This window comes from Spirosoma aureum, from assembly GCF_011604685.1.
Taxonomy (GTDB): domain Bacteria; phylum Bacteroidota; class Bacteroidia; order Cytophagales; family Spirosomataceae; genus Spirosoma; species Spirosoma aureum.
Genome location: NZ_CP050063.1, coordinates 2,662,208 through 2,688,851 on the forward strand (window position 1 = coordinate 2,662,208; position 26,644 = coordinate 2,688,851).

A 26,644-nucleotide genomic window follows, 5' to 3' on the forward strand; every position below is an offset into this window, starting at 1 on the left:
CTATGAGCGGTTTTATTCGTTTTTTGCAGACGCTCGACTACATGCGCATTGTGTTGGGTATTTGCATTCTAGTGGATGGGTACCCACTCATTTTCTTCTTCCGGGAAACACTGAAGCTGGCACCTGGCAGCACGGCTTTCACGGCCGCTGCGCTGGCCGGAGGTTTAGTACTGATGGTGCCATTTACCCTGTTCAGGCGTTTGTATCGACCAAACGTCACAATGTTCTGGATGGGCGTTGGCTTTATTTTACTTAGTATTTTCTACATGTACGTCTATATGGGTGATCCGGGTTTTAAGGATTACACCAAAGACATGATTTACTACGCCTACGTTTTCATTTTCCTTTTTCTGCTGATCAACATTCCGAACGATATTGCCCGGGTGTTCATTCCGGTTGTCATTTTATTCACATTAGTATCAAATCTGGGCCTTGTTTATTCGTTGGCAACGAATCCTACCTGGGTTATTGGCCAACGGGCAACGATTACGCTGGGAGACAGTGATGATGGATCAGGCAACCCACATGCCTTCGCCCGGAATGCGTTTATGGGCGTGGTGGCCTGCGTTATTTGGGCATTACGGCCTCAAACCGGGCTTCTTTTTCGCCTGATTTCCTTGTTTTCGGGTGTTTTAAGTCTTGCCATTCTGATACTGACTCAAACCCGGTCCGGTATTCTGGCCTTACTTATTGCACTGGCGTTCTTTATGTTTTACAATGTCCGTCCAGCACAAGTACGCATGGCGGTTCGGGGTATTTTTCGTCCGATACCCATCATTACCATCATTCTCGGAATCGTCGGTATCGTTATATTTTTCCAGCGATTTAGCGATACCTACGGAATTCTTTACAGCTACGTACTAGCCTTTGCGGAGCGAAATCTTGAGAATATATACGCCCTGCTGGGCCTGAAAGCAAAAGGAGTAGCCTATAAGGCGACGCTGGATGCTTCGGCTGCCAACCGCTCAGTCAGCGCAAACTTCCTGTCAAATGTTCTGGTCGGTCATATCTATATGCTTATTTTAGGATTTGGCTATAAGTATTTGTATCTCGATATACCGATCGTTGAAGCCCTTACAAATCTGGGCGTACTGGGTTTTGTACTTTTTGCGGGGGTTAATGGCATGACCTTCTATCATGTCCAGAAAATCATGCGGACAAACCCGAACCCAATGAGCACGTTTCTGGCCTATTTCTATATGCTCATTTTTGTCATGTTGTTCACCAATGGCCGACCGTATGAAATTGCCTTTTGGTTCCCTCTCGCCCTCATGATTCGATTTATGGGCGTCGAGCATTTATTTCCTGCTTATCTATCCGACCATCCGCCGGTTAAGGAAAGTGAGCAATTTGTTGTCGTTCCAAATGCTCAGTCGGCCTGATGCGGATTCTGATTGTTCATAACATCCTCTGGGCACACTATAAATCCAGTGTGTTTCAGGCTCTACAACGGTTAGTCGACCAACAACCGGATGTAACTGTACAGGTTATCCAGATAGCCCGTAATGAACGTTCGCGCGCTGGTCTCGAAGCGGAAACGGATGGAAATGCACCGTCGTATACGTATAACTACGAGCTTCTTTTCGATCGTTTTCTCGAAGATGTCAGTCTTTTCGAGCGAGCTCGTGCCTTGCTGCAACGGGCAAAAGCCTATCGTCCAGACGTTATTAACCTGACCGGTTATTACGATCCGGCTCAACTTCTGCTCTTATTTTGGGCGAATGCTAATGGTGTCCGTGTTATCATGCAAAATGAAAGTACGGCCGTCGATCACCAGCGAGGGGGCTGGAAAGAGCGCTTCAAACGATGGGTATTCAGCCGATGTGATGGATTCTTCTGTTTTGGTAGTCAATCGGCCGACTATATGATCGGACTGGGCGTTCCATCCGATCGAGTTCTGGTCCGAAAAAACGCGGTCGATAATAATACACTTCGATTAGTATACGAACAGGCTCTATTTACCCGCGCTGCCCAACAGAAAGAGCTGGGATTACGGCCTAAAAATTTCATTTTCATTGGCCGATTGATCGAATTCAAAAACTTGCCCATGCTCTTGTCGGCCTATTCTGATGCGTTGGCAGAGTCACCGCACGCGGCTGACTGGGGTTTGATCATACTCGGTGATGGTGATGAACGGGATAAATTAATCAGGCAAATAGATACGCTGGGCCTAACCGGTAAAGCAAAGCTTCTGCCCGGACGTCCCTGGTTTCAGGTGCCCGAGGTTATGGCTCTGAGTAATGTACTGGTCCTGCCAAGTCGCTCTGAACCCTGGGGGCTTGTCGTCAACGAAGCGATGGCCTGTGGTTTACCTGTCATTGTATCGGATCGGTGTGGCTGCGTTATTGATTTAGTTCATGACGGGCGGAACGGCTTTGTTTTTGACCCAAATCAGCCAGTTCAATTGACCAAACTGCTCGCCCAGTTCATGAACGACGCGGTCGATAGTGACAAACTGGGCGAAGCGGCTAAGCACTATATTGCTCCTTATTCACCCGAAGCTGTTGGGCAGGAAATGCTCGATGGTTTCAAACGGGTCGTCTTAACGAATCAAAACACACCAGTTTTATCTTAATTCTTTTCTCTGGTCAATGAAGATCTTTCTCCCCATCGGCTCCTTTTATCCTGCTCAGATTGGCGGTCCTGATAACATTATGTATTGGCATGCCAAGGCATTAGTCAAACGGGGGCATGAGGTTTGGGTAGCAACAACGGATGATGGAGTCGGGAGTGATGTAGCAACAGATAAGTGGTTAAATACAGATTACGGCAAGGTTATTTATGTAAAGACTGCAATCCATTATGCGCCGGTTAAATTATTTCTGGCATCGTTAAAGCCGCTATTGCGTTGTGATGTCATTCACCTTTCCGCGATGTATTACCCCATTTCGTGGTTGCTGGCTCCACTGGCCATTCTATTGGGTAAAAAAATCGTCTGGACACCTCATGGCGAACTCGATCCGGATGCGATGATCTATAGCAAAGGCAGGAAACAGGTCGTGCTGAAATTGATCCGGTGGATGAGCAAACGGGTTGTTTTTCATTCAACCTGCGACGCAGAAACCGATTATGTACGGAATCAATTTGGCTCCGATGTGCGCATTGTCCAGATGCCTTATTTCATGGAATTAACGGATACGCTTCATCGAACACCCGAAAATTATTGGCTGTATGTAGGTCGGATTCACCCTAAAAAAGCAATTGAACGGTTAATCGAAGCACTTCCTTTAGTTACGACTAAAAAGCGGCTTAAGATCATAGGCGACCATAACAATGATTATGGAAATGAGCTGGTAGCACTGGCTAAACAACTGGGATGCAGCGATCAAGTTGATTTTCTGGGACATAAACGAGGAGAGGAGAAATACCAGCTGATGGCCAATGCCTACTGCATGGTGATGCCTTCGCATACTGAAAACTTCGGTATTGTTGTCACCGAGGCACTGACGCAGGGAACGCCCGTTATCGCATCGCTCGGAACGCCCTGGAAAATCCTGAACGACCGTCAGGCTGGTTTCTGGTCATCCAATGAAGTTAAGCCGTTGGCTGAAACTCTTAATAAAATGGCAGATCTGGACGACGATACCTACGCTATGTATCGAGCTAATGCCGCTAAACTGGTCGAGGAATTTGATATTGAGAAGAACATCTACAAGTGGGAGACCATCTATCAACAGCTGATCAGAAAGCAACCACTTGTTGATATACAACTTAAACCGTCACCTGTTTCTGAGCTACCTTAGTCCAGTCTACCTGCCGGTCGGCTTCTGTCAAATCAACAAATGGAAACTCGATAAGGAGTTGTTTGAGCTTAGGCAGGCAGTTTTTGAGCCCGTAGTATGATTTGAATCGCCGGGCCCGGCTCAGGCCGGGAATCATTGGCTGTTCAGCATCGAAATCGCGGGGGTGAAAATACGTCATCACATAAGGTGATCGATTCATCAGCCCCCGAATTGCCCGGTAGGGAAGAAGCCGGAAGTAGCCACCACCCGAAAAAATCAGATCCTGGCCCAGAATTGCCGCTGTGTTAATAGGAAATTCTTTTAGTAAGGTGCCACCTACATTAAGATAACCCGGCTCGAACATACCCAGCGACGCATCGCCACCGTGTGCACGACGGGCAGAGAATACGGAGCAGTCAATTTCGATACCCTGCTCTACTAAAATCGGGAACACCCAGCGATTAAATTCTTTAATCGAAAAACCCGGGGCCCGGTACGATCGAACTTTCTTGCCCGTAATATCCTGCAAGTGCTTGATAGACCGTTCCAGATCAGACTGAAATTCAGCCGGTGTTTGTTCGTAGGCAAGCTGATGCGCATACGAATGGGTGGCAATTTCATAGCCCGCGGCATCAATCCGGCGAATAACGTCCGGGTGTTTATCGGCCACCCAGCCTAAGCAAAAAAACGTTGCCCGACTGTTCGTCTCTTCTAAAAGCTGGAAGATACGGTCCATATTTTCGTATATGCGCGTTTCGTAACGACCCCATTCAGCTTCGGTACGTGTCGACGCATTATCCAGAATATGAAACCACTCTTCTATATCAAATGTCAGGATATTCATAAAGATCAATAGCCAATCCGAATCAGTCAATAATGCTACTGGCTACTTTAGGTTGCAGCAGCTATTGGCCAATAATTGACGGCTGAAATTAGTAAAAACGCTTTCCAGCCGCGAGAAATTCTTTAACGTCATTGCGAGTTGGGAACGTAAAATAGGTCATCTGAGCAGCATCATTTTCGATAAGCTCATACTTGCCTGAGTGAATTTTGTCGATGGATTCCAGGATAGCATCCATGCCCATTTTTTTCGTCACGTCAATTAATGCGGCCTGGCTCATCCCACCAATTTCAAGCTTATTCTGTACCAGAATTGGCCCACTGTCAATTCCTTCATCCACAAAGAAAACCGATACACCCGTATGCGTTTCCCCGTTTTTCAATACCCAGAACGAGGGCATCAGGCCACGGTATTTGGGTAAAAGCGCCGTATGAAGGTTAATGCAACCATGGGTAGCCACATCAAGCAACTTACGCTTAAAGATCTGATTACCAGCAATAGATACTAGCAAATCGGGTTTATAGGCCCGAATTTTTTCCAGGTTTTCGTCCTTGTTGATGTTTCCTTCGATCTGAATCAGCGGAATACCCCGATCAGCCAGCACTTTTCTGACGTTATTCCGACTGTCCAGTTTAGAGGTTACGAACTTAAACCCATAACGCAGAAAAAATGGCAGACCAAAAATGTCGTATGTCTTCTTGATTTTATCCTTAAAACTTTCTCGCTTCCCAAACGGCGATACGTCGAACACCACCGTAGCAACTACTTCGGCATAAGGTGGCAGTTTTTTCAGCAGATAATCAATATTTCGGGCGAGGTAGAACGGATCGTCCTGCGTCAGAATCACAAGGCGCATAAATTGTTAAATAGGTTGTTGATCACAAAACTACGCAATCCAGCGTAAAGCAACGCTCCATTTAATCAACGCACCACAATCTTATGACGAAGTGTCTGACCATCGGTGGTTTCCAGATCAGCAATATAAATACCCGGAGCAGCCTCGTCGAGTCCAATCGATAATTCACCCTGAGCCTTACCGCGCCAGTCTTTCACTAACCTACCCATCAAATCTCGCACGGAAACAGTGCTGATTGTCAGGTTTTTAGTTTCGATCCGTAGCGTGCGATCCGTTGAGATGGGGTTCGGGTACAGTCGAACAGGTGGTTCGGCTTCAGCTAAACCCAATATGAGTGGTTGTGAAACAGCGATATTGCTATAGCCTGATTCTGACGTACTGCTATAGGCCCGCAAGCGGTAATAATAAGTACCGAACGGATCGGGCAGGTTGTTATCAAGGTATGTTACAGTGGTTCCACTTAAGGCTGTGAGACTCTTAAAAGCGGTTCTATTCCCGTCACTTCGTTCCAGAATAATGGTCTGCGCTGCGGCCGCTGCGGTCCAGCTAAGCTGAATTTGCTTATCAGAAACGGGTTTAGCGGCCAGCGTTGTTACGGTTGCGATTGCATCGGCAATGGGCACTCCATCAAAACTAAAAGCCCGCATTCCCCGCGTATTTTTGAGTGTTGGCCCATTATAAAATGGCGATAAGACATCGGAAAAATAGGCGGGCAAATAGCGTAGAAATTTTGCCGATGCGGGTTGTTTAAGGCTTAGCGTTACGCGATTGCCATTGACAGAACCACCCGAAAGAAGTCCAGCCTTACCATCCAGATAAAAAAGATCTTTCATTTCCCGACTGCCCAATTTCTCCCCCGTTGCAAAGTTATAGTAAGCCGTATCTTTCCATACCATCTGCATTTCGTTGTCGAAAGCCAGTGTAATCGAGTCTTTCCGTAGGTTATAAAACGCCTTTTTAATATCTGGCGAATTAATCTGAACGGTGTCTTTGGAGCCATAGAAATCACGGGCTATCTGCCGGAACTGCTCAAAGGCCAATTGCTGGTGTCCTGGTGGATCATAGTGGATACCGTCGTACCCACTTGCCCCAATGGTAGCAATGGCCTCAACGTTGGCAAACAGATATTTTGCACGTCGCTGAAAGTCGCGCAGGGCCGCGGCTCCCTCCACTTTATCAGCCAGAATATTGATCTGACCAACGTATATCCGGGCATTTCCATAGTCTTCATGGAACTGATCATAAAGCGTTTTAAACTTGGCATCGTAACCTTCGGGGTCATTACCAGCCTCATCCTCGCCCTGTTTCCAGATAATCGCTTTCACTTTTTTATCGACACCAGCCCACTGGGCCCGAAATAGTAATCGTCCATAAAAAGTACTCAGATCAGCATGATTGGCTGGATTTCGTGCGCCAAGGGCCACAATTCCGGTTCCACCATAAGCTCCGTTCAGCACAAGCGTTGGAATACCATACTGTTCCAGGATTAACCGCTGGAGAGTAAGGCCAAATCCACCTACGCTACCATAGGGGTCTTTGGCCGCATACCAGCTCATGTCGTTGGGAATATCCGTCGATCCGTATACGTAGGTAGCGTTTCGAAGGTATTTATCGTCGAAATTAAAGGCGTAATAGGTATCAAGCCCTGCCAACGCAAGCGCATTGGACTGGCCATGTAGTAGATACACATCGCCACAGACGATGCGCTTCCGATCGGCAACCAGCACTGAATCAGTGCCTTTATAGAGAAATACCCGAAACTGATACTCGGCTCGTTCCGCTTTAATGGAACCAGTTAGTTTAAAGGGCGTGTTAGTGCCGGAAATAAATGTCTGACTAACTACTTTCGACAATTTTCCTTCACGAAGTACCTGCATACCAACTTTTGTATAGCCAGCAGTAACAATTGTTCCACTAACTACTACATCGGCCTGGCCTGCCGCATCCCGGGGATAAAGTTGAAGGTCTCGTGGTAGTTGATCAAAATTTACCTGAGCCGAAGCAGTAAAATAGCATAAAAACAATACAAGGCAGGGGTAGAGGAACTTCATTAGCTTTTTCCTGTCTAAAAAAAGTGATAGTATTGCAGTACGAATCAGTACTAAAACGTTCTCGTAAAAATAATCGGATTTCGGTATCGAAGGATGCTTTCTAAAGCTATTTTAACAGACGTATTACTTGGGCATGGCCGACGTATCAGTCATTATTCTAACACACAACGAAGAGAAACATATTGCCCGGTGTTTGCAGAGCCTGCATCCGTTTACCGATAAAGTATTCATTGTTGACTCCTTTTCAACGGATCGAACCGTTGAGATTGCGCGTTCGCTGGGGGCAACCGTTGTACAAAATCCCTGGGTCAATTATGCTATACAATTCAACTACGGAATTGATAATACGCCGTTTAAGACGGCCTGGCTCATGCGGATGGATGCCGACGAGTATGTATTGCCAGAGCTAGCCGAAGAAATCAACCAGCGTCTGGTAACATTATCGGAAGACATCTCGGGCATATATGTTAAGCGACGAGTATTGTTTTTTGACAAATGGATACGGCATGGTTCTTATTATCCAATTTGGTTGCTTAGACTATGGCGACGCCAACAAGGTATTTGTGAGGAAACCTGGATGGATGAGCATATCAAGTTATCACAGGGAAAATCTATTCAGTTTCAGCATGACTTAGTAGACCACAATCTTAACGATTTGACCTGGTGGACACAAAAACATAATAATTATGCCATTCGTGAAGTCATTGATTTACTTAATATTAAGTATAATTTTGATAAAACTCAACGTGTAGAACCAAAACTGTTTGGATCGCAGGAACAACGTATCCGGTACTTAAAAATACAATATGCTTCATTGCCCTTGTTTACCCGGCCATTTTTGTATTTTTTCTATCGATACTTTGTTCGGTTAGGTTTCTTAGATGGTCAGAAAGGCCTGATCTGGCACTTTTTGCAAGGACTTTGGTACCGGTTTCTGGTAGATGCCAAAATGTTTGAAGTCTATTTCCATGCAGGGCGCGACAAGCAGGCGATTATTCAATTTTTCCGAACACACTATGGCAAAGACCTTAGCCCAAACAACCGACCCTGAACAGGCGGTCGGCCGTACGGACCTATCGCTTTTCGACAATAGTTGGTATAAACCGGGCCCGCGCTGGAAAATCGTTCTGTGGTTTCTTGTTAATGCAATTACGTTAAATACTTATTTGCCAATTCCTGTTGCTATTAAACGGTTCATTTTGAAGCTATTTGGGGCGAAACTGGGTATTGGGGTTGTGATTAAACCGGCGGTCAACATCAAATACCCCTGGTTACTTCAGGTGGGTAACCACGTCTGGATTGGAGAGAAGGTATGGATTGACAACTTAAGCCAGGTCATTATTGGCGACAATGCCTGCCTTTCGCAGGGGGCTATGCTATTGACAGGAAACCATAACTACCGTCGGTCAACCTTCGATCTGACAGCCCTACCAATAACGCTCGATGATGGGGTTTGGATTGGTGCTAAAGCTGTTGTCTGCCCGGGTGTTCACTGCCATTCTCATTCGGTATTGGCGGTTAACTCAGTCGCCACGCGCTCGCTGGATGCATACGGAATTTATCAGGGGAACCCGGCCGTTTGGGTTCGAAAACGAGACATCACTGCGTGAAAGTATCTATCATTACGGTTGTGTTCAATGGAGCCGAACACATCCGAGACTGTATCGAATCAATACTGAACCAAACCTATAACGATATTGAGTACATTGTTGTGGATGGTGGTTCAACGGATGGAACCATTGAGCTTGTTCGCTCGTATGGTACAAAAATTGCACGATTTGTCTCTGAACCAGACAAAGGCTTATACGATGCCATGAATAAAGGCATACAAATGGCTACTGGTGAGGTGATAGGTCTGCTCAATGCCGATGATTTTTATCGGCACAATCAGGTAATTGAGCACATGGTCACTACTTTTGAACGTACGGGCAGTGATGCTGTTTATGGTGACATGATTTACGTCGACCGAACTGATATTCAGAAGCTTAAGCGTTACTGGCGATCAGGTTGGTACCATGAGAATGCTTTTTTATGGGGCTGGATGCCCGGTCATCTATCGTTTTTTGCAAAGCGATGGCTGTACGAGCAGCACGGTCTCTTCAGGCTGGATATGAAGAGTGCTGCTGACTACGAATTGCTATTGAGGTTCATTCACAAAAATAAGGCCAAACTTGCTTATATGGATGAAGTTACAATTGTTATGCGAGCTGGTGGCATTAGTAATAGCAGTCTAAAGAATCGACTTCGTGCTAACCGTGAAGACCGGATAGCCTGGGAATTAAACGGATTAACCCCTTATTTTTTTACGCTATGGCTAAAACCTCTACGAAAACTCAGGCAGTATATTACTAAACCACCCGCATTGCCTGGCACCACCATAAAGTAGTACATAGAACCGTTCGCTCAAATTATACTTGCCTTCTTAGGTAAAGAATAGATTTTTACAAAGATTCTGAATACTCTGCACATCGTTTTGCGCATAAATGTTGTCCACACGTTATACTTGAATGGGCTTTGTCTGGTAAACTGCTCTACTAAAGGGTCCAATCGGTGATCTAATCGCCTAACTTAAAAGCCTTATGAATCTTGATTTGTTAATTGCCTATCTACTAAATAAATTTGATGATGAACTGTTCAAGCTTGGCTTGTATCAGTGCATCTTGTCATTTTTAGTTGCCTGCTTCGTCGCAGTCGTGTCAATTCCTGTTGTCATTAAAATCTCTGAGTTAAAATCGCTCATGGAGAAACCCGGTGAACGACGGTCACATACGACGCCCACGCCAACTTTTGGCGGTATTGCCATTTTCGCAGCCATCCTGATCGCTTATTTTCTATGGCCTAGTATTGATCAGACCGATGTATACCGAACAGACTTGTCTGTGGCAGGCATGACTATCCTTTTTTTCATCGGGATTAAAGACGATTTGGTCGGCATTGACCCTAATAAAAAAATACTCTTTCAGATTCTGGCAGCTATGATCCTGATCTTCTTCGGTGATCTGAAAGTCGATTATTTATACGGGATTATGGGGTTCCACCATATCGAAGAGATTATTAGTATTCTGCTTACCTGTTTCATTTTTATCGCTCTGACTAATGCCATTAACCTCATCGACGGTATTGATGGGCTGGCCGCAGGCATTGCAACGATTGCCAGCGGAACATTTGGAACCTGGTTCTTACTGACGAACCACTTCACAATGGCTTGTCTGGCATTTACTTTGACAGGTGCCTTATTAGGCTTTTTACGGTTCAATTTTTCGAAGACCAGTAAAATTTTCATGGGCAATACGGGCTCATTAATTATCGGTTTTATGCTGGCGTTCTTCGCGGTGCGTTTTGTCAGTCTTAATGCGTCATACCGATTTGAACCAACTGCCTTTTTCAATGCGCCAATTATTGCCATCGTTATTCTGATTGTTCCTATTTTCGATACGCTACGCGTGTTTCTGGTACGTATTCTGGCTCGGCGGTCGCCTTTCTCAGCTGACCGAAACCACATGCACCATATTCTGTTAGACAATGGTCTATCACACGCACAGGCAACAGCCGTACTTTGTGGAGCCTCGTTACTGAATACACTTCTCTTCTTTTTACTGCACCGGAACATCACCAATACACAGTCGCTATTGATTCTGGGGGCCTTATTTGGGCTCTATATGATAGCGAGTTTTACACTAAAGATGCGCGCCATGTATGTATCAACACACCCGCGTCGTCGTCGGGCTGTTCTGCGTCGAGAACTACAAAGCGGCATTATTGGCCGACGTATCGTTGATTATCTTTAAGAAAAGACTTAGTTGCTTAACAGAAAGCCCCTTTAGATGCATCTAAAGGGGCTTTCTGTTAAGCAACTAAGTCTCGAACGATAGACCGACCTCTGTTCATTCAGAACGAACGTGAGTGAAGAACTTGAGGTTGACTAGTTCGGGTTAAAAAACAGAAACGGAATAGTGTAAAAGAAGCAGGTATCGACTTTTGCAACACCCACTGGTATACGTTAAGCCAGTAAGAATACTAATTTCCTTACGAAGGATTTTCAACCACAGACAAGGCTGTTCTTTGCCTATTCATTGGATTAAAGGTAATCAACTAGATTTCGTTGGCAGGATAGTTATCTTTGGGTTCCGGTTTAGCTAACTTTTACCTCCGGCTGCGAATGAATTCTGCAAATAATACCTCAACGCTCAAAAATCTCATATTTGACCTCGGCGACGTTATTATCCCGATTGACCTGACTGCTCCCGTCCGCAACTTTGCAATGCTTTCTAACTTGCCCGAGGCCGAAGTACAGGCTATCTGGAAGCAGTACGATATCCTGAATAAGTACGAAACGGGCCTTGTCGATGACAACGCTTTCCGGACTCACGTACGGCAGGTGCTAAAAAATGACTCCTGGGCCGATGAGGTTATCGATACCGCCTGGAATACGGTATTACTCGACCTTCCGGTCGAACGTATCGAACGCATTAAAGAACTGAAGCAGAATTACCGACTTTTTCTGTTAAGTAATACGAGCCCGATTCATATCCGCCAGGTCAACCATGTGCTCTCGGAAATGAATCAGCCGACGCTTGAGGAACTCTTCGAGCAAGTATTCTATTCCTATGAAGTCCGGCTGGCCAAACCGTCTCCCGAAATTTATCAGTACGTTCTGGCCGAGGCAGGATTAGCCGCCGAAGAAACGGCTTTCTTTGATGATAATGCCGCGAATATCCGGGCAGCTCTGGAGTTAGGGATTCAGGCAGTTCATGTGCAGACACCAAAAACTATTTTGGATTACTTAAAAGATATATGATGTATGAACTAAAATGTATGACAATTCCAGATCATGCAACCAGTTGAATACACCCTATAGCATACAGCATTAATGAGCCAACGTACCAAAACGTACCTCCTCCACGGAGGTCTTTTTTTAGTTACTCTGATTACTACCACTATGGCCGGGGCCGAGTGGATGTTCGGTCGGTTGTTCATACCGATCGAAAAAATGAAGACGCTTGGCTGGGAGGAGTTTGTAGCTGGCTTTCAGTTTTCGATTCCCTTTCTAGCCATTCTGACTGTCCATGAATTTGGTCATTATTTTACCGCAAAAGCCAATAAAGTTCGCGTAACACTGCCCTATTACATTCCGCTGTGGCTGGGAATCGGACAGAGTATTGGAACACTGGGGGCATTTATCAGGATTAAAGATTATATCAACAGCCGCAAAAAATATTTCGATATTGGTATTGCCGGGCCATTGGCTGGGTTTGCGCTGGCATTGGTTGTCTTGTGGTATGGATTTACCCACTTGCCGCCACCGGAGTATATCTTTACAATTCACCCCGAATACCAGAAGTGGGGGCTTGATTACGGGCAGTATGCGTACCGGAATCTGCCACCAGGTGGAGCGGTAGGGCTGGGCGATAATTTGCTGTTCAACTTTTTTAAGACCTACGTAGCCGATCCTGCGCGTGTGCCGCACCCCTATGAGATGATCCACTACCCCTATCTAATGGCGGGTTATCTGGCTTTGTTTTTCACCTCGCTTAACTTAATTCCGATTGGGCAATTAGATGGCGGCCATATTCTTTATGCCTTAATAGGCCGGGATTTATATCGGTGGGTGGCACCAGCCTTATTCATCGTTTTTGCGTTTTATGCCGGATTAGGCTTGTTTAAACCGTCGGATTTTGCTGTACCGACTAACGAGGCATTTTTTTCTGAACTAGGCTCCTTTGGCTTATATGTTGGCTTCCTGTATCTGGCTTTTTCACGGATCAGTGAGAATCGGATGACCTCGTGGCTTATTACGCTTAGCGTTGTGGCGACACAACTGGTCTTTTCCTGGATTCAGCCGCAATGGGAAGGTTACTCTGGTTTTCTCGTATTTGTCTTCGTATTGGGTCGATTCCTTGGCATCTACCATCCCGAAACCGAGTTACAGGAGCCGCTGGATGCTAAACGTAAGATTCTGGGTTGGCTAGCCTTAGTTGTTTTTGTACTGTGTTTTAGCCTGAAGCCGTTTTTGGTAACATAGCTAAGCTCGCAAACCATCAACTATAGAATACCCTCATCCGCAAAGCTGAAATAGGCTTTGTCCGTAAAAATCAGGTGATCGAGCACGGGAATTTCCAGGAGCCGCCCAGCCTCTTTAAGCTTTCGGGTCAGGTCTTTGTCGGCCTGAGAAGGCAGTAGATTGCCAGAAGGATGGTTATGAAGTAAGATCATTGACGAGGCCAGGTGCTCGATGGCTTGCTTGAAAATAATTCTGGTATCGGCAACTGTGCCCGATATGCCTCCTGAACTGATCTGTACGGGCCGAAGAATTTCATTAGCCCGATTCATCAGTAAAATCCAGAACTCTTCGTGGGGCTTGTCGATCAAGTGTGGAATCATTTCGTTGTAGGCATCGCGCGAGCAGGTAACACGTGCCCGTTGGGGCCGATCCTGCTCTTTACGCCTGCGACCCAGTTCAAGGGCAGCCACAATACTGATTGCTTTGGCCTCGCCGATACCCCGAAATTTAGATAGTTCTTTAATGCTGAGCTTGGCCAGTTCGTTGAGATTATTATCAACGCTTTTGAGAATGATTTTCGCTACATCAACGGCCGTCAGATCAATGGTGCCTGAGTTAATCAGAATGGCGATCAATTCGGCTTCAGACAGGGCTGCTTTGCCCTTCAGCATTAGTTTTTCGCGCGGGCGGTCTTCCTCTGCCCAGCTTTGAATCGTACCGGAGGTTGCGTAAATCATGGAAACGAGTTAGTTACGGACGAGCTTTTCGTTTCCAAAGTGCATAAAAAAACCCTATCCACCAAAAGATAAGGTTTCATTATCGGTAAAAATGTTACTATGCAGGAATAGGACGTCTAAAGCCTAAGCTGCTGCCGTTTTCAGACCATTCACCAAACGAGCCAGTTTCGATTTGTTGTTGGCTGCTTTGTTTTTGTGGATGATATTGCGCTTAGCAAGTTTGTCCAAAGCAGACGAAACCGACTTGAACAATTCAACCGCCATTGCGTGGTCGGTGGTGGTACGTAGTTTTTTTACCATGTTCCGGGTCGTTACGTGCTGGTAACGGTTCAACAACCGCTTCTTGGCGCTCGACCGGATTGCTTTTTTTGCTGACTTATGGTTTGCCATTTGTATGTAATATAAAAATCGTTGTCGCGATAAGAGGGCGCAAAAATACGAAATTCGGATGGAACAGTCAATAGCTCCATCCGAATTTCTAGAAGTTTTGCCTATTTATGGACGAATATCTGCATTGACGACCAAGGTTTTATCCCAAATTCCCTGGTTCTGTGCAACAAACTGTTTGTAGACAGCACTTTGCTCAAACGTCTTGATGTCGGCTTCGCTCTGAAAGGTCAGATAATGGACCACATCATAGTCTGCAACGGCCTGATTAGGCAAAATTGTCTTACCAGACGTATAACCAACGATCTGTGGAATTTCGTGCTTTAGGGCCGCAAAACCATTCATATGCTGTTCAACAGCTGCGTTTTCAACCCCTTTTTTGAATTTTATACACACAACTTGCTGTTTCTGGGCTTTTCTGGCAGGTGAGTAGGCACCATAGATTGTCAAAGCAAAAGCGCACATCAGCACAACAATGAGAGCGTAACCTCGTGATTTAGCATTCATGATTATTTGATATTTTTCTGTTTTTCGGAATTTTATTTTGAATTACGTGGTGCTTTTTTCGAATAGTTAAATGTTTTAGTCTTAAAGTACCACGTTTTATCAAATGTACAACGGTTTTATTTGGTTGGCCCTGTCCGTCCAGTTTTTTGTGGAAAGTTTATTGAGTGGTAAGCCGGTATACGAAAAAATAACCCCCCAAAGCGAGGTTTATCAGGACGGGATTTCTTGGAAAAAGTCAATTTGTCATCAGCCGCCACAGCTTCAGCCTATGTGGGGATTTTATGCGCATCAGCAGATTAATCGGCTGGCTGTATTTACGCTCCCAACCGAAATGATGCCATTCTTTAAAAAACATATCGGCTTTCTGGCCGACAATGCTGTCAATCCCGATAAACGCCGATATGCGGTAGTAGGGGAGGCCCCGCGTCATTTTATTGACCTTGATGCTTACCCTGATACGTCAGTAACGACACTTCCGCGTTTCTATAAAGAAGCAACGGAGCGATATGGTGAAGATACGCTTGCTTTACACGGACTTGTACCCTGGCAGATACAACTGACTAAGTACCAGCTAACCGAAGCATTCAGGCAACGTAATGTCCGCCGAATTCTGCGCGTTGCTGCTGATTTGGGTCATTATATTGCTGATGCCAATGTGCCTTTACACACGACCCGTAACTACAATGGCCAGTTGACAAACCAACAAGGTATTCATGGCTTTTGGGAGTCGCGTTTGCCTGAGTTGTTCAGTGTCGACTACGATTTTCTAACCGGACAGGCCACTTACCTCAACTCGCCCCAGAAAGTAGCCTGGCGCGCGGTGTTCAATGCAAATGCTGCGCTAGACTCGGTTTTGCGGTTTGAGGAGAAACTGACCGAAGAGATAGGCGAAACACGTAAATTCGGTTTTGAGGATCGGAATGGACTTTCCACAAAAGTTTATTCGTCCGATTTCTCGCAGAAATACCATGATCGCCTGCGTGGTCAGGTGGAGCGACAAATGCGGGCATCGATCAGGATGGTTGGTGATTTTTGGTACACATGCTGGGTCGACGCTGGTCAGCCAGATCTGAAAGCACTGGCGGATTATCAACTCACCGAACAGGAGACGAAAGAAGAGAATGAAGAAAAGAAAAGCTGGCTAAAACGATTGTTTTCGGTACGAAGTGAGGATTGATCTGATCTGGATCTAACGCAAAAAAGCCACCTGAGAAGGTGGCTTTTTTTACAACAATCAACTTGACTGTTATCGTGCTACTTCAATATTTACACGGCGTCCTTTGATCGTATTGCCTTCCATAACGTCAAGAACGCGGTTGGCTACTTCTTTAGGGACATCAACGTAAGTGAATTTGTCGAAGATATCGATGCTGCCAATGGTATTGCCTGGAATATTGGCTTCGCCAGCAATGGCACCAACAATATCGCCCGGCCGAACGTAATCCTTACGGCCAATGCTCACCATCAGACGAGTCATGTTCGCGTCACGTTCACGGGGTGCCCGTTGTTCGTCACGGTCAAAGTAAGGCTTACGGTCGCGGTCTGGAGCATCAGAACGTCTGGCCCGATCACCGAATGCAGGCCGGTCGCGGTTGCCACCCCGATCACCAAAAGCAGGCCGGTCGCGGTTTCCACCCCGATCGCCATAAGACGGCCGGTCTCTATCGCCAAAACGGGAACCTCCGCGGTCACCACCACGGCGATCATCGAAGCGGCCCGGCGCATCGCCACGGCCACGATCGGCGTACTTGTCACGGCCCGACCGACGATCATCTTCCAGACCAAGATTTTGATCGGCAAATTCGTTTTTCTCGAGACCCATGCTGCGTTTCACCAGAGCTGCCACGATTTGTTCGGTCGAGAAGCCTGCGTGTTGCAGTTGGGTAAGCATATCCGAATACAGGTTCAGATCCTGGCTTTCCTGAATCGTCTGCTGAATTTGCTCAATAAAGCGAGCTTTCCGAACGCCAACGATGTCTTCAAAAGACGGAATTACACCTTTTTCAACCTTTACTTTGGTATAGGTCTGAATTTCGCGGAAACGATATTTTTCGTCACGACCAACCATCGAGAACGCCCGGCCTGATTTGCCAGCGCGGCCCGTCCGGCCAATACGGTGTACGTAATATTCTTCGTCGAGCGGAATGTCGAAGTTGATAACAGCATCGACGTCATCTACGTCGATACCACGAGCGGCTACGTCAGTAGCAACCAGAATGCTGGTCGTACCGGCACGGAACTTACTCATGACGTTATTCCGCTGTGCCTGACGAAGGTCACCATGTAGGCCTTCTGCCTGATAACCGCGAATTTGCAGATCTTCAACGATCTCGTCGACCTTGCGTTTCGTATTACAGAATACGAGCAATAGTTTCAGGTCATACATGTCGATCAGACGGCACATGACCTCAACTTTTGCTTTTGGCTTCACTTCAAAATACACCTGCTCGATATTGGTATTGGTCAGTTCTCGTTTGACGACCTTTACCAGAACAGGGTCTTTCTGGAATTTCTGAGTGATCTGCATGATCGGCTTCGACATCGTAGCCGAGAACAGGATCGTCTGCCGCTCTTCGGGCATGTCGTCCAGAATGTTCTCGATGTCTTCGCGGAAGCCCATATCCAGCATTTCATCGGCCTCATCAAGAATCATCATCTTGACGTGGTCGAGTTTAAGCGTATTGCGTTCCATGTGGTCCATAACACGACCGGGTGTTCCGATCACGATATGAACTCCACTTTTAAGGGACCGGATCTGCCGTTCGATGGAATCACCCCCATAAATCGCTTCGATACGGACACCCCGTTTGTATTTAGCTAGTTTTTTGATTTCTTCTGCTACCTGCAGAGCCAGTTCACGGGTTGGGCAAAGAATAAGTACCTGTACTGCACGGTCCTGAACATCAATCAGATCAAGAGCAGGAATACCAAAAGCGGCTGTTTTACCAGTTCCAGTTTGAGCCTGACCAATAACGTCGCGACCTGCCAGAATTGGTGGAATCGCTTCCGCCTGAATTGGCGATGGGCTAATGAAGCCCATATCGGTAACAGCCCGTAATAGGTCTTCTGAAATATCAAGGCTTGAGAAAAGGATCTGGTTAGGATCGACTTTAGGCGTACCGGTTGCGTCGGGTGTGGTGGCAGCTACTGGTGTATCTTCCACAGAAATAACTTCCGCCACAGCGTTCTCTACTTCTGTATTGGCTACAGGTGTTTCCAGATCGTTATTGTCTGTTTGTGCCATTTCCATTACCGATTGATCCACGGTCAGCGTTTCGTCCTGACTATCAGTGTTCGTTTTTTTCGTTTTCATTAACTTGGGAAAAATGTAGAATTAATCATCCAAGCGAAGACGAGTCAGTGCCTGTGAACGGCGCGATAATGCGAGAATTGCCCAACGAACGATTGCCCCAACGACCCAACAAGGACCACACTCCCGACCTATCTACAGGGAGAAGACAACAAACCAACAACTGGCCCGAACAATTAGACGATTAGCCCACGCGCAAGTGCCCCACCCGGGAGCGTCCACACAGAAACCCATCCTGTACATCCATACCGGACTCTGTCAGACCTAACTCAGCGTGTAAAAAGGAGAGAAACAGAGATACGACGGATGTCGCTTGTAAAATCTAGTGCAAAAGTAAGAAAAGATTCTTTGAAAAGCAAGTGAGCGCTTTAATAATTGTATTTATTTTAGAATCGGGTTTGTCGGGGGCTATTTCTTCGCTCAATGATACCTAAAATAAACATTCTGCAATTTTGTGGATGCAGATGGAAAGAAAATCGTTTATCAATCATAAATTACTACTGGCTGGAACCTTATCAAGTTGATACGATGAACTCAACCATTGGTAAATATATCATACTAATCGGAATCGGTCTGGTTCTGGTTGGCCTCGTCGTCTATTTTCTGGGCGATAAACTGAACTGGTTAGGTCGTTTGCCCGGCGACATTCGAATTGACAATAAAAACGGTGGTGTGTTTTATTTTCCCATAGTCACCTGTATCGTTGTCAGCGTAGTATTGAATCTACTTATCGTTCTGATCCGTCGTTTTTTCGGGTAGTCGCATCGGCAGGTTTGGCGGGTGACGTCTCAGGCGTGTAAGTCAGTTTATTCAGATAGAAGACTTCACGTTGGCTGGCGTAGTTTTTCGACGGAGCGATTTTCTGGAAACCATAAGCCAGAAAATGCCGGTCATACCAAGCCATCAAATTTTCGTGGGCCGTAAATGTTATTTTTTCATCCTGTGTATTGGTCTGAAGTTTAAACTTCTCTGTTTCCTTTAACACTTTGCTTCCCTGAATAACTTCCGTAGTGATTTCACCGTCGTTGGGGTAAGCCAGTACCATGCGGTCTCCCTGGTGCGAAACCTGTACCATTTCAGTCAATTCAGGACTAAGAAGCTCCTTAATCGGAAGACAGTTGTCCCAGAGAAGTTTGCCCTGTATGTCGAAACCACAAATGAATGCATGTGTATAGCGATAACCCTCGTAGCGGTCGGCCCCACGCAAATAGCCGCCATAAGCTAATGTGTTGCCGCGATATTGGGGGTAATAGACCTCTGCGACCATCGTTAAGCCGTCGGGTGTGGGTTGCAAATCATGAACAAGCAAACGATAATGGAATTTGTAGTCCTTACCTTCTTCTTTCTTTTTCAAGGCTCTGGCCAACAGTTTCTGCTGCCGATGGGGTTTTAAGTAATTGAAAAAATTCTGTAGCTGCGAAAACTCGATGTACTGAATATTGTTAACCGCTTCAGCCGACGCATCAACCTGATCACTATGATGAATGCGGGTTACATAGATACCCTGAGAATAGGGCGTACAATCCGTCGAATAATTGCCAACCAGAATCGATTCATTTCTATTGACCGGCAGGAGTTTCCCGGAGATCAGGGTGTATTTGGCTTTGTCAAAATCGACCGTTCGGAGCAGCTTGCTGTCATAAGTGTAGGTTCTGATCGAAAACCGGCAACTGCGTTTAGTCGAATGAACCAGCACATTAACTTCCTGCCGGATTTCGTCAATTTCCAGGCTGCTGATTTCCATGTGATTGACATACATACCTGGCAGCACTTTGGTGGAGCTATCGAAGAACGAAAACGACATGACGACTGGGCGTCCGTGGTGATAGCCACCAATATAAGCCTGGCTTCCCATGACTTTAAACTGCTGTATGTCAAACTGGTCGATTAAGTTGCCCTCGAAAGTTTCAATAACCCCATCGTCGAGATGCAGGCGTAAAAACTGGAAATGATCCGTATCGTATTCACGGAAAAGGTGATATACGTATTGATTGTTGTCGTAGGAAAGTACGGGCCGGAATTTGATGTCCTGTTTGAATTCGGTTCGCCAAATCTGTTTAAGCTCCGTATTATACCGCTGAAAGTTGAATTTGTTGGGTGTATTATCGTAATAATTTCCTGTCTGAATGGTCATTAAAACGCCCCGCTCGGCCAGCGGTGTTATATCGAACGATTCGGCCTCATTGGGATCAGACGGAATCTCGATCCGCAGCGACTGGGCCAGTTGAGCCCATACCGGACGCAGCGAGATGAACAGAAGCAGGCAGATTATAGATAGAATTCGAGACATATAATCGAATTTACGAAGTCCGGTTTCTATTTATGAGATATTAGAGCAAAAATCTTACCGCACGGCGAATTGGCCTGAAAATAGAACGCAACAAATCACTACACTTGCCACCGTTTTTTCAGGTAATCTTTCATGAAAACGTTAATATCCCATTGACTGGCAATTGGTTGTTGGGTATACGGGAGTGTTGGCAGATAACCCGCCGGACCAAACTCACAGGTAACGGTCAGGGTAGGGGTATTGGCCTTTTGCAGACGGGCGCGGATGGCATCCCACCATTTTGCATGACTTTCGAGCGCATCTTTCCATTCAGGTGCGCGCGTATCATTGACCTGCGGGCCTTCTGGATGCCCGACACGACAGTGAATATGATCACTGACCGCAATGGCTCGGTTAACGTTCTCCATCTGATCGCTCAGGTAAGACTCCGCTACATTAACCCAGTGCGAATAATCGGCAGTTAAGCGAAGTTCGGGAACTTTGAGCAGGTAGTATTGTATAGCCGGGGCACTGTATGAGAACCGCCCCCGGTGGGTTTCGTGCAGAATGCGAACTCCCGTTTGTTTCTGAACGTCAGTTGCCACCTGAATCAGCTCGATATTCTGCTCGAAGGTAAAATAGTCGTGGCCGGTATGAGCATTAATAAACAGCGGCTTATACGACGCAATGTCGAGGAGGTCGTCGTGGTATTTCTTTTTGTGTTCGATAAAATTGCTGCCTCCGCCAAAGGCCATCAGAATTAACTCAAGGCCATTATCGTACATGACCTGAACGGCCTCATTGCGTTTGTCGGGACCAGCAGAAATTTCCATGCCGTCGTAACCGGCGGTTTTCACGCGACGGGCGGCTTCTGTGTAGGAGAGGCTTTCCATACCCCACATCGGGCAGAAAAAGAGGGTTTTCAAGAGTGTAAGGCCTTAGTTTATAGGGTCAAAGTTGATAGAAAAAAATAGGCTAAAAAGCAGTCAGAATTTTAGTTTATGCTCGTGGTATGGTTCATAAATGCGTCGATGCTCAACGCCAAATCCCTCACTGGTTGTAAAGTTATCAGGGAAGGATGTTGTTTAGCCACTCAATACCAGGTCGGTACACTTAATTTTTAGCTGGTAAAAGGTGTCTGTGATTGAAAGCGTTGCTACATAATTAGCTTTTTTTTCACAATATCCCCAACTTTACCCACTGAAACCAGATAGGTTGGCCGGTCAGTTTTTCGGCAAACTATTTCTTGAACGAATCCAAAAATTAGCCCTAATCATGAGCGAAGTAGCCACTCGTTTTGCGCCCGGCGTTGTTACCGGAGAAGGCGTCACCGAAATTTTCCGCCACGCCAACGAAAATGATTACGCCCTGCCTGCCGTCAATGTTGTCGGCACAGACTCCGTCAATGCCGTGTTGGAAACGGCCAAAGCTGTTAATTCGCCGGTAATCATCCAGTTCTCGAACGGTGGTGGTATTTTTTACGCTGGGAAAAGCCTTCCCAACGACAAACAACAGGCTGCCATTGCTGGCTCCATTTCCGGGGCGCTGCACGTTCATCATGTGGCCGAACTCTACGGTGTACCGGTGATTCTGCATACCGACCACTGCGCTAAAAAACTGTTGCCGTGGATTGACGGTCTGCTCGATGCTGGCGAAAAACATTTCGACCAAACAGGTAAGCCACTGTATTCGTCGCATATGCTCGACTTATCGGAAGAGCCAATCGAAGAAAATATTGAAATATGCTCGAAATACTTCGAACGGATGGCCAAAATTGGCATGACGCTTGAAATTGAGCTTGGTGTAACGGGTGGTGAAGAAGACGGCGTCGACAATTCCGATGTTGATGATTCGAAATTGTATACGCAGCCTTCTGAAGTAGCCTACGCCTACGAAGAATTGAGCAAAATCTCGCCAAACTTCACAATCGCGGCTGCTTTTGGGAACGTACACGGTGTGTATAAGCCTGGTAATGTGAAGCTGTCGCCAATCATTCTGGACAACTCACAGAAATACATTCAGGAGAAATACGCTACGGGTCCACTCCCGGTTAACTTCGTGTTCCACGGTGGTTCGGGATCGAGTCGTGAGGAGATTCGGGAAGCGATCCGCTACGGAGCCGTGAAAATGAATATCGACACCGATATGCAGTGGGCCATGTGGGAAGGTATTCTGAAATACTACAAAGCGAAGGAAGGTTATCTGCAATCGCAGTTGGGCAACCCCGAAGGGGCTGATTCACCGAACAAAAAATACTACGATCCACGCGTATGGCTTCGTAAAGGCGAAGAAAGCATGGTTCAACGTCTGAAAATTGCGTTCGAAGATCTGAACTGCATCAATCGACTGGCGTAATTAGATTTTCCTATAAACTAAAAACGGCCGTACTGATGAATTTCGTACGGCCGTTTTTAGTTTATTATAGGCCTCACTGATAGCCGTGCCACGGTTTGTTTATCAACCAGTAGTAACTGTGGCACGGCTATCAGTGAGGCCTATATTGGTAAGTCGTGTTTTTAAGTTATTTCGCCTTAGCTATCAATTGAAGACTTTTGGGCTGAGGTTCTTTCATAAAATCGAAATTGTCGAGCGATGTCAGCAATATATAGGCTAGCGCTGCTATCGTTTGACCTTCATTATCAGGTGTCTTCGTCACATTCACATTTACACTAGCTATTTCGAGGGCTGTGCTGGAAAGTGTATTCACTGTCCAGTGCGACTCTATTTTGTCTGTATCGATCAGGGCCAAAGTTTTATCGGTTAGTGTCCATTTTCCTGTTGTTTGTTTTCCCTGCTCTAAATAAGAATAGGTGCCATCTTTATTGATAGTTACAGTATTGTCGTCACCGAACATATTGGCATTACTTGGTGGAATCACATACAACTTGGCATCGGTCTTGACTGTAAGTTCAGAAAAAGTCCATTTCCGGATTAGTAATTCGGCGTTGTTATCAGTTGGGGTGACGGTGCTATCGTCGGACTTGGAACACCCTGCGAGTGTCATTGCCAGAAACGTAAAGTACAGTAAATAGTGTTTGCGTGTCATTGTAAATGGTAGAATGAAAAAATGATAACTGATTGGCATATTTATGATTACTGCGCCAAAGATATACATCGAAGTATATTAAATATAGTATAATTAGATAATTATATACAAGTAAAAGGTGTATGGTTTGAAAGCCATACACCTTTTACTTTATAATGCACTATCCAGAAACAATCGCGGAGTGTTCAATTAGTAGCAGAAACTACCATTGATTGATTAAAATAAGGCCCACTGAATACTTTTCTGAACATGAAGTAAGTTACCGTTACCATAATGAACGCAACAATAGCGTCGACAGTAGCTGAAAAGCCAAATACACTGAGTTTGGAGGCAAAGGCAAAAATGATATCAAAAAATATACCGGCAAACACCCATTCTTTTAACCTAAGCAGTTTGTCTGGAACCAGCAATACAGCCACGCCCAGTAGTTTGGCCACACCCAGCACGTAAATAAAATAGACCGGGTAGCCTAACGCCAGTGTGATGTCCCAAACAATCGGGTTCCGGGTAACTTCAAAAAAACCGCTTGCACCAAACCACAGGGAGGTTAGCGCCGTTCCGATCCAATAAATTGTTTTTGCTGTTTTGGTCGTCATGATTTCTTCTTTTTTTGTTCAAAATTTGTTCTTAGCCGTTGGATGGCATAGGTATTTGAACGCTAACCGGACAAAATGAAAGCTGGAATAGACATTCTTAAGACCTGTTTATCATGTAGGAATAATCCCATCCCACTGGCGATGAGCTTTCGTTACCCCGTAGATGTGAGCCTATTTAACTATTCAATTTAACCAGAAAGCATACTGAGTTGAATCCGCAAAGACCGCAAAGGAATTTATCCAAAGACTTACCGCCCTTTGCGAGTTTGCCTTCGTTTGCTTTGCGGTTAAATGGAGCCTCAGTAGAGCTATAGAGAAATTTGACCCACAGATTTGTATTTTAATTTGCTGAAAACCAGTTTTTTCGCCCGATAAAATACGGGAAATTACCCGTGCAGCTGTGTTCTTGAAGGCTTACCTTTAGATGACTTTTAACCTTTAAGAACCCATGGCCTTCTTCTTTGATTCACACATTCATCCCTCGCTGAAAAAGCAGTTTGCTAACCCCGTTGAAGTACCTGTTTCAGGTCTTCCGACGGTTAACCCCTGGCGAACAACCGATACAAAGGAATTTTTAAAAGCACTTAATCCACTGGTTAAATGTTTACTAAGGCCATTCGTTGAGAGCTCCCTGGCTTCTCAGGCATCGCTGACTCAGTTAACGGAAAACAATTATAAACTAGCTATTCTGGTACTTTTCGCACCCGATAAAGGCATCCTCGAATTGATCAGAAGTAATAAAGGCTTCTATGATATTGTCACAAACGGCGGCTTCGGGAATATATTGACAAAAGGGCGTTTTGATAGTTTAGCTGGAAAAGATGCTACAGATCTAGACAAAATAGACCCTTTTTCTGTCATAAAAAATGATCTGGACCTACTCTTCAGGGAGAATGCGACCCATCAAAAAATAGAAAAATTAATTGATCGTAATTTTGAGCCTACTGATGCTGATCCGCTCCATGCGGTATTTGCAGTAGAAGGACTCCATTGCCTCCGTAATGATCTGAAGGAGACGAATCCAGATACAATTGTCGGCCAGATCACCACCAATCTGGATTCGTTGTTAACCAGTGATCATAAAATCATTGCGGTCAACATAGCCCATACTGATTTCAGAAATGACATTTTTGCCAACCAGGCTTATGCCGCCGATGGGTATCGGGAAAATGGGTTTCATGAAGATCATTTGCGGCCGATTGGAAACGGATTTACCGCTCTGGGCGAACTAATCGTGAAGGAACTGTATAGCCGGGAGGTTTTGCCTGATGTCAAGCACATGAGTTGGCTGGCGCGAAAACAGTTTTATGCGTTTAGAGACAGGGAGTTTGGGAACCATGGAATTGATGCGCCTATTGTTTGCTCTCATGCTGGATTCACAGGATGCTGGTTTGATCAGCCAGGTGAAGAACGATTCGTAGATTTCATTGTAACCTCAAAGAATAAGCCAAATAGTGATTTAGCCGCTATCAGCAATGAGGGTAATTTTCAACGGAAAATCACATTGGGTAAACCCTGTAAACAGTTGGATGGCATAGGGTTCAATGCCAGTACTATAAACCTGTTCAATGAAGATATTGTAGCCATTTTTAAGTCCAATGGCCTGATCGGCTTGTCATTGGATCAGCGTATTCTTGGGTATACTGAAATCATATTTGATCAGATCGATGACAGCCCGCTTACGGACAATGTCAGCATGAACGCCAGGGGATTACAGGATGTGAACTTGGTTACCGATACCGATTTTATCTCCCAGGCTGAGTTAAAAGCTGAACCCTTGTTTGGGCAAGTTTCACAAAATGATAATCGGGTAGCCGGATGCGTTAGGCTTGAAACCTTCATACAGTTGCATCCGATTGGGGGCGGCAATAGTACAAACGTTAAAGATTTTATCCATCCCCGCCATTTCTATATGCACATACTCCATGCCATGCAACTGGCTGACCGGATCGGCGGAGAAGTGGCTGTTGAGAAAATGCTCGGGCAAACACTGTGCATTGGATCAGACCTGGATGGCCTTATTGATGGGCTGGAATGCTGCCCTGATGCAACACACATTGGCGAATTCAAAAATAAATTCGTACAGCAATTCGAATCCTACCTGGAGAATTTCAATGTAAGTCTACCTGCTTCGTTACCTATTGACAAAGTGGCAGATCGGCTATTTTTTGAAAACGGACGTGATTTTGTCTTTGCCCGGCTGGATGCAATTAATGCGTTACCCTAGGCTGACTTTTACGACTAACTGCCCTAACTGACTAAGGTTCAATGCCGTCAATCTGCCTACTGTCTGTACTCAATTACGCTATTGGCCGTATTGT

General features: G+C 45.6%; 24 protein-coding genes. 13 read left to right on the forward strand and 11 right to left on the reverse strand.

The genetic code is table 11. The annotated features are described in order from the left end of the window. Positions 1–2 precede the first annotated feature (2 nt). The 3 genes from G8759_RS10440 to G8759_RS10450 are packed head-to-tail and all read left to right on the forward strand — an operon-like array spanning position 3 to position 3,743. On the forward strand, positions 3–1,382 hold the full coding sequence (locus tag G8759_RS10440; protein WP_167207680.1) for a hypothetical protein: 1,380 nt from the start codon (positions 3–5) through the stop codon (positions 1,380–1,382). Then, complete coding sequence (locus G8759_RS10445; protein ID WP_167207682.1) at positions 1,382–2,575, forward strand: glycosyltransferase; 1,194 nt, start codon at positions 1,382–1,384, stop codon at positions 2,573–2,575. The genes G8759_RS10440 and G8759_RS10445 overlap by 1 nt, the downstream gene beginning before the upstream one ends. Positions 2,576–2,591: 16 nt before the next feature. Continuing rightward, positions 2,592–3,743, forward strand: a complete 1,152-nt coding sequence (locus G8759_RS10450; protein WP_167207684.1) for a glycosyltransferase family 4 protein — start codon at positions 2,592–2,594, stop codon at positions 3,741–3,743. Here the strand turns inward: G8759_RS10450 and G8759_RS10455 are convergent. The 3 genes from G8759_RS10455 to G8759_RS10465 form a co-directional block, all read right to left on the reverse strand. Continuing rightward, positions 3,712–4,566: a polysaccharide deacetylase family protein gene (locus G8759_RS10455; RefSeq protein ID WP_167207686.1), complete on the reverse strand. Its 855-nt coding sequence runs from the start codon at positions 4,564–4,566 to the stop codon at positions 3,712–3,714. The two genes, G8759_RS10450 and G8759_RS10455, sit on opposite strands and share 32 nt — an antisense overlap. Positions 4,567–4,654: 88 nt before the next feature. Next, positions 4,655–5,419 (reverse strand): methionyl-tRNA formyltransferase, encoded by a 765-nt coding sequence (locus G8759_RS10460; protein ID WP_167207688.1) that lies wholly within the window; start codon positions 5,417–5,419, stop codon positions 4,655–4,657. 65 nt (positions 5,420–5,484) lie between these two features. Then, positions 5,485–7,470, reverse strand: a complete 1,986-nt coding sequence (locus tag G8759_RS10465; RefSeq protein ID WP_167207690.1) for a sialate O-acetylesterase — start codon at positions 7,468–7,470, stop codon at positions 5,485–5,487. A gap of 133 nt (positions 7,471–7,603) precedes the next feature. On the opposite strand from G8759_RS10465, the gene G8759_RS10470 reads away from it, so the two are divergent. The 6 genes from G8759_RS10470 (at position 7,604) to G8759_RS10495 (ending at position 13,492) form a co-directional block, all read left to right on the forward strand. Next, complete coding sequence (locus G8759_RS10470; RefSeq protein WP_162390209.1) at positions 7,604–8,521, forward strand: glycosyltransferase family 2 protein; 918 nt, start codon at positions 7,604–7,606, stop codon at positions 8,519–8,521. Then, the gene (locus G8759_RS10475; RefSeq protein WP_167207692.1) at positions 8,487–9,080 is read left to right on the forward strand and encodes a WcaF family extracellular polysaccharide biosynthesis acetyltransferase; all 594 of its coding nucleotides are present in this window, start codon (positions 8,487–8,489) and stop codon (positions 9,078–9,080) included. The genes G8759_RS10470 and G8759_RS10475 overlap by 35 nt, the downstream gene beginning before the upstream one ends. Then, complete coding sequence (locus G8759_RS10480; protein ID WP_167207694.1) at positions 9,077–9,856, forward strand: glycosyltransferase family 2 protein; 780 nt, start codon at positions 9,077–9,079, stop codon at positions 9,854–9,856. The genes G8759_RS10475 and G8759_RS10480 overlap by 4 nt, the downstream gene beginning before the upstream one ends. Before the next feature lie 193 nt (positions 9,857–10,049). Continuing rightward, a complete protein-coding gene (locus tag G8759_RS10485) occupies positions 10,050–11,258 on the forward strand; it encodes a glycosyltransferase family 4 protein (RefSeq protein ID WP_167207696.1) in 1,209 nt (402 codons plus the stop codon). A gap of 371 nt (positions 11,259–11,629) precedes the next feature. Continuing rightward, positions 11,630–12,268, forward strand: coding sequence for an HAD family hydrolase (locus tag G8759_RS10490; RefSeq protein ID WP_167207698.1), 639 nt, complete (start codon positions 11,630–11,632; stop codon positions 12,266–12,268). 72 nt (positions 12,269–12,340) lie between these two features. Then, complete coding sequence (locus G8759_RS10495; RefSeq protein WP_167207700.1) at positions 12,341–13,492, forward strand: site-2 protease family protein; 1,152 nt, start codon at positions 12,341–12,343, stop codon at positions 13,490–13,492. Positions 13,493–13,512: 20 nt separating this feature from the next. Here G8759_RS10495 and radC read toward each other — a convergent pair whose 3' ends face one another. The 3 genes from radC to G8759_RS10510 all read right to left on the reverse strand — a co-directional run bounded on the left by radC (position 13,513) and on the right by G8759_RS10510 (position 15,102). After that, complete coding sequence (gene radC / locus G8759_RS10500) at positions 13,513–14,208, reverse strand: RadC family protein (RefSeq protein WP_167207703.1); 696 nt, start codon at positions 14,206–14,208, stop codon at positions 13,513–13,515. Positions 14,209–14,331: 123 nt separating this feature from the next. Continuing rightward, a complete protein-coding gene (gene rpsT, locus G8759_RS10505) occupies positions 14,332–14,598 on the reverse strand; it encodes a 30S ribosomal protein S20 (protein WP_167207705.1) in 267 nt (88 codons plus the stop codon). A gap of 105 nt (positions 14,599–14,703) precedes the next feature. Continuing rightward, positions 14,704–15,102 carry a Dabb family protein gene (locus G8759_RS10510; protein ID WP_162390201.1) on the reverse strand — a complete coding sequence of 133 codons (399 nt, stop codon included), beginning with the start codon at positions 15,100–15,102 and terminating at the stop codon, positions 14,704–14,706. 103 nt (positions 15,103–15,205) lie between these two features. On the opposite strand from G8759_RS10510, the gene G8759_RS10515 reads away from it, so the two are divergent. Beyond that, positions 15,206–16,279 carry a zinc dependent phospholipase C family protein gene (locus G8759_RS10515; protein WP_167207707.1) on the forward strand — a complete coding sequence of 358 codons (1,074 nt, stop codon included), beginning with the start codon at positions 15,206–15,208 and terminating at the stop codon, positions 16,277–16,279. Between the two features lie 69 nt (positions 16,280–16,348). Here G8759_RS10515 and G8759_RS10520 read toward each other — a convergent pair whose 3' ends face one another. Continuing rightward, positions 16,349–18,415 carry a DEAD/DEAH box helicase gene (locus G8759_RS10520; RefSeq protein ID WP_167207709.1) on the reverse strand — a complete coding sequence of 689 codons (2,067 nt, stop codon included), beginning with the start codon at positions 18,413–18,415 and terminating at the stop codon, positions 16,349–16,351. Positions 18,416–18,940: 525 nt separating this feature from the next. Here G8759_RS10520 and G8759_RS10525 point away from each other — a divergent pair. Continuing rightward, positions 18,941–19,171 (forward strand): DUF2905 domain-containing protein, encoded by a 231-nt coding sequence (locus G8759_RS10525; protein WP_167207711.1) that lies wholly within the window; start codon positions 18,941–18,943, stop codon positions 19,169–19,171. Here the strand turns inward: G8759_RS10525 and G8759_RS10530 are convergent. After that, a complete protein-coding gene (locus tag G8759_RS10530) occupies positions 19,140–20,702 on the reverse strand; it encodes a hypothetical protein (protein ID WP_167207713.1) in 1,563 nt (520 codons plus the stop codon). The two genes, G8759_RS10525 and G8759_RS10530, sit on opposite strands and share 32 nt — an antisense overlap. Before the next feature lie 98 nt (positions 20,703–20,800). Next, positions 20,801–21,607 carry a sugar phosphate isomerase/epimerase gene (locus tag G8759_RS10535; RefSeq protein WP_232074202.1) on the reverse strand — a complete coding sequence of 269 codons (807 nt, stop codon included), beginning with the start codon at positions 21,605–21,607 and terminating at the stop codon, positions 20,801–20,803. A 349-nt stretch (positions 21,608–21,956) separates the two neighbouring features. Between G8759_RS10535 and fbaA the strand changes: the two genes are divergently transcribed. Beyond that, positions 21,957–23,036 carry a class II fructose-bisphosphate aldolase gene (gene fbaA, locus G8759_RS10540; RefSeq protein WP_167207715.1) on the forward strand — a complete coding sequence of 360 codons (1,080 nt, stop codon included), beginning with the start codon at positions 21,957–21,959 and terminating at the stop codon, positions 23,034–23,036. Positions 23,037–23,202: 166 nt separating this feature from the next. Here the strand turns inward: fbaA and G8759_RS10545 are convergent, their stop codons facing one another. Further along, complete coding sequence (locus tag G8759_RS10545; RefSeq protein WP_167207717.1) at positions 23,203–23,727, reverse strand: lipocalin family protein; 525 nt, start codon at positions 23,725–23,727, stop codon at positions 23,203–23,205. Positions 23,728–23,912: 185 nt separating this feature from the next. Further along, entirely contained in the window at positions 23,913–24,323 is a 411-nt protein-coding gene (locus G8759_RS10550; RefSeq protein WP_167207719.1) for a DoxX family protein, read from the reverse strand. A 448-nt stretch (positions 24,324–24,771) separates the two neighbouring features. Between G8759_RS10550 and G8759_RS10555 the strand changes: the two genes are divergently transcribed. Continuing rightward, positions 24,772–26,550: a hypothetical protein gene (locus G8759_RS10555; protein ID WP_167207721.1), complete on the forward strand. Its 1,779-nt coding sequence runs from the start codon at positions 24,772–24,774 to the stop codon at positions 26,548–26,550. Positions 26,551–26,644: the final 94 nt, after the last annotated feature.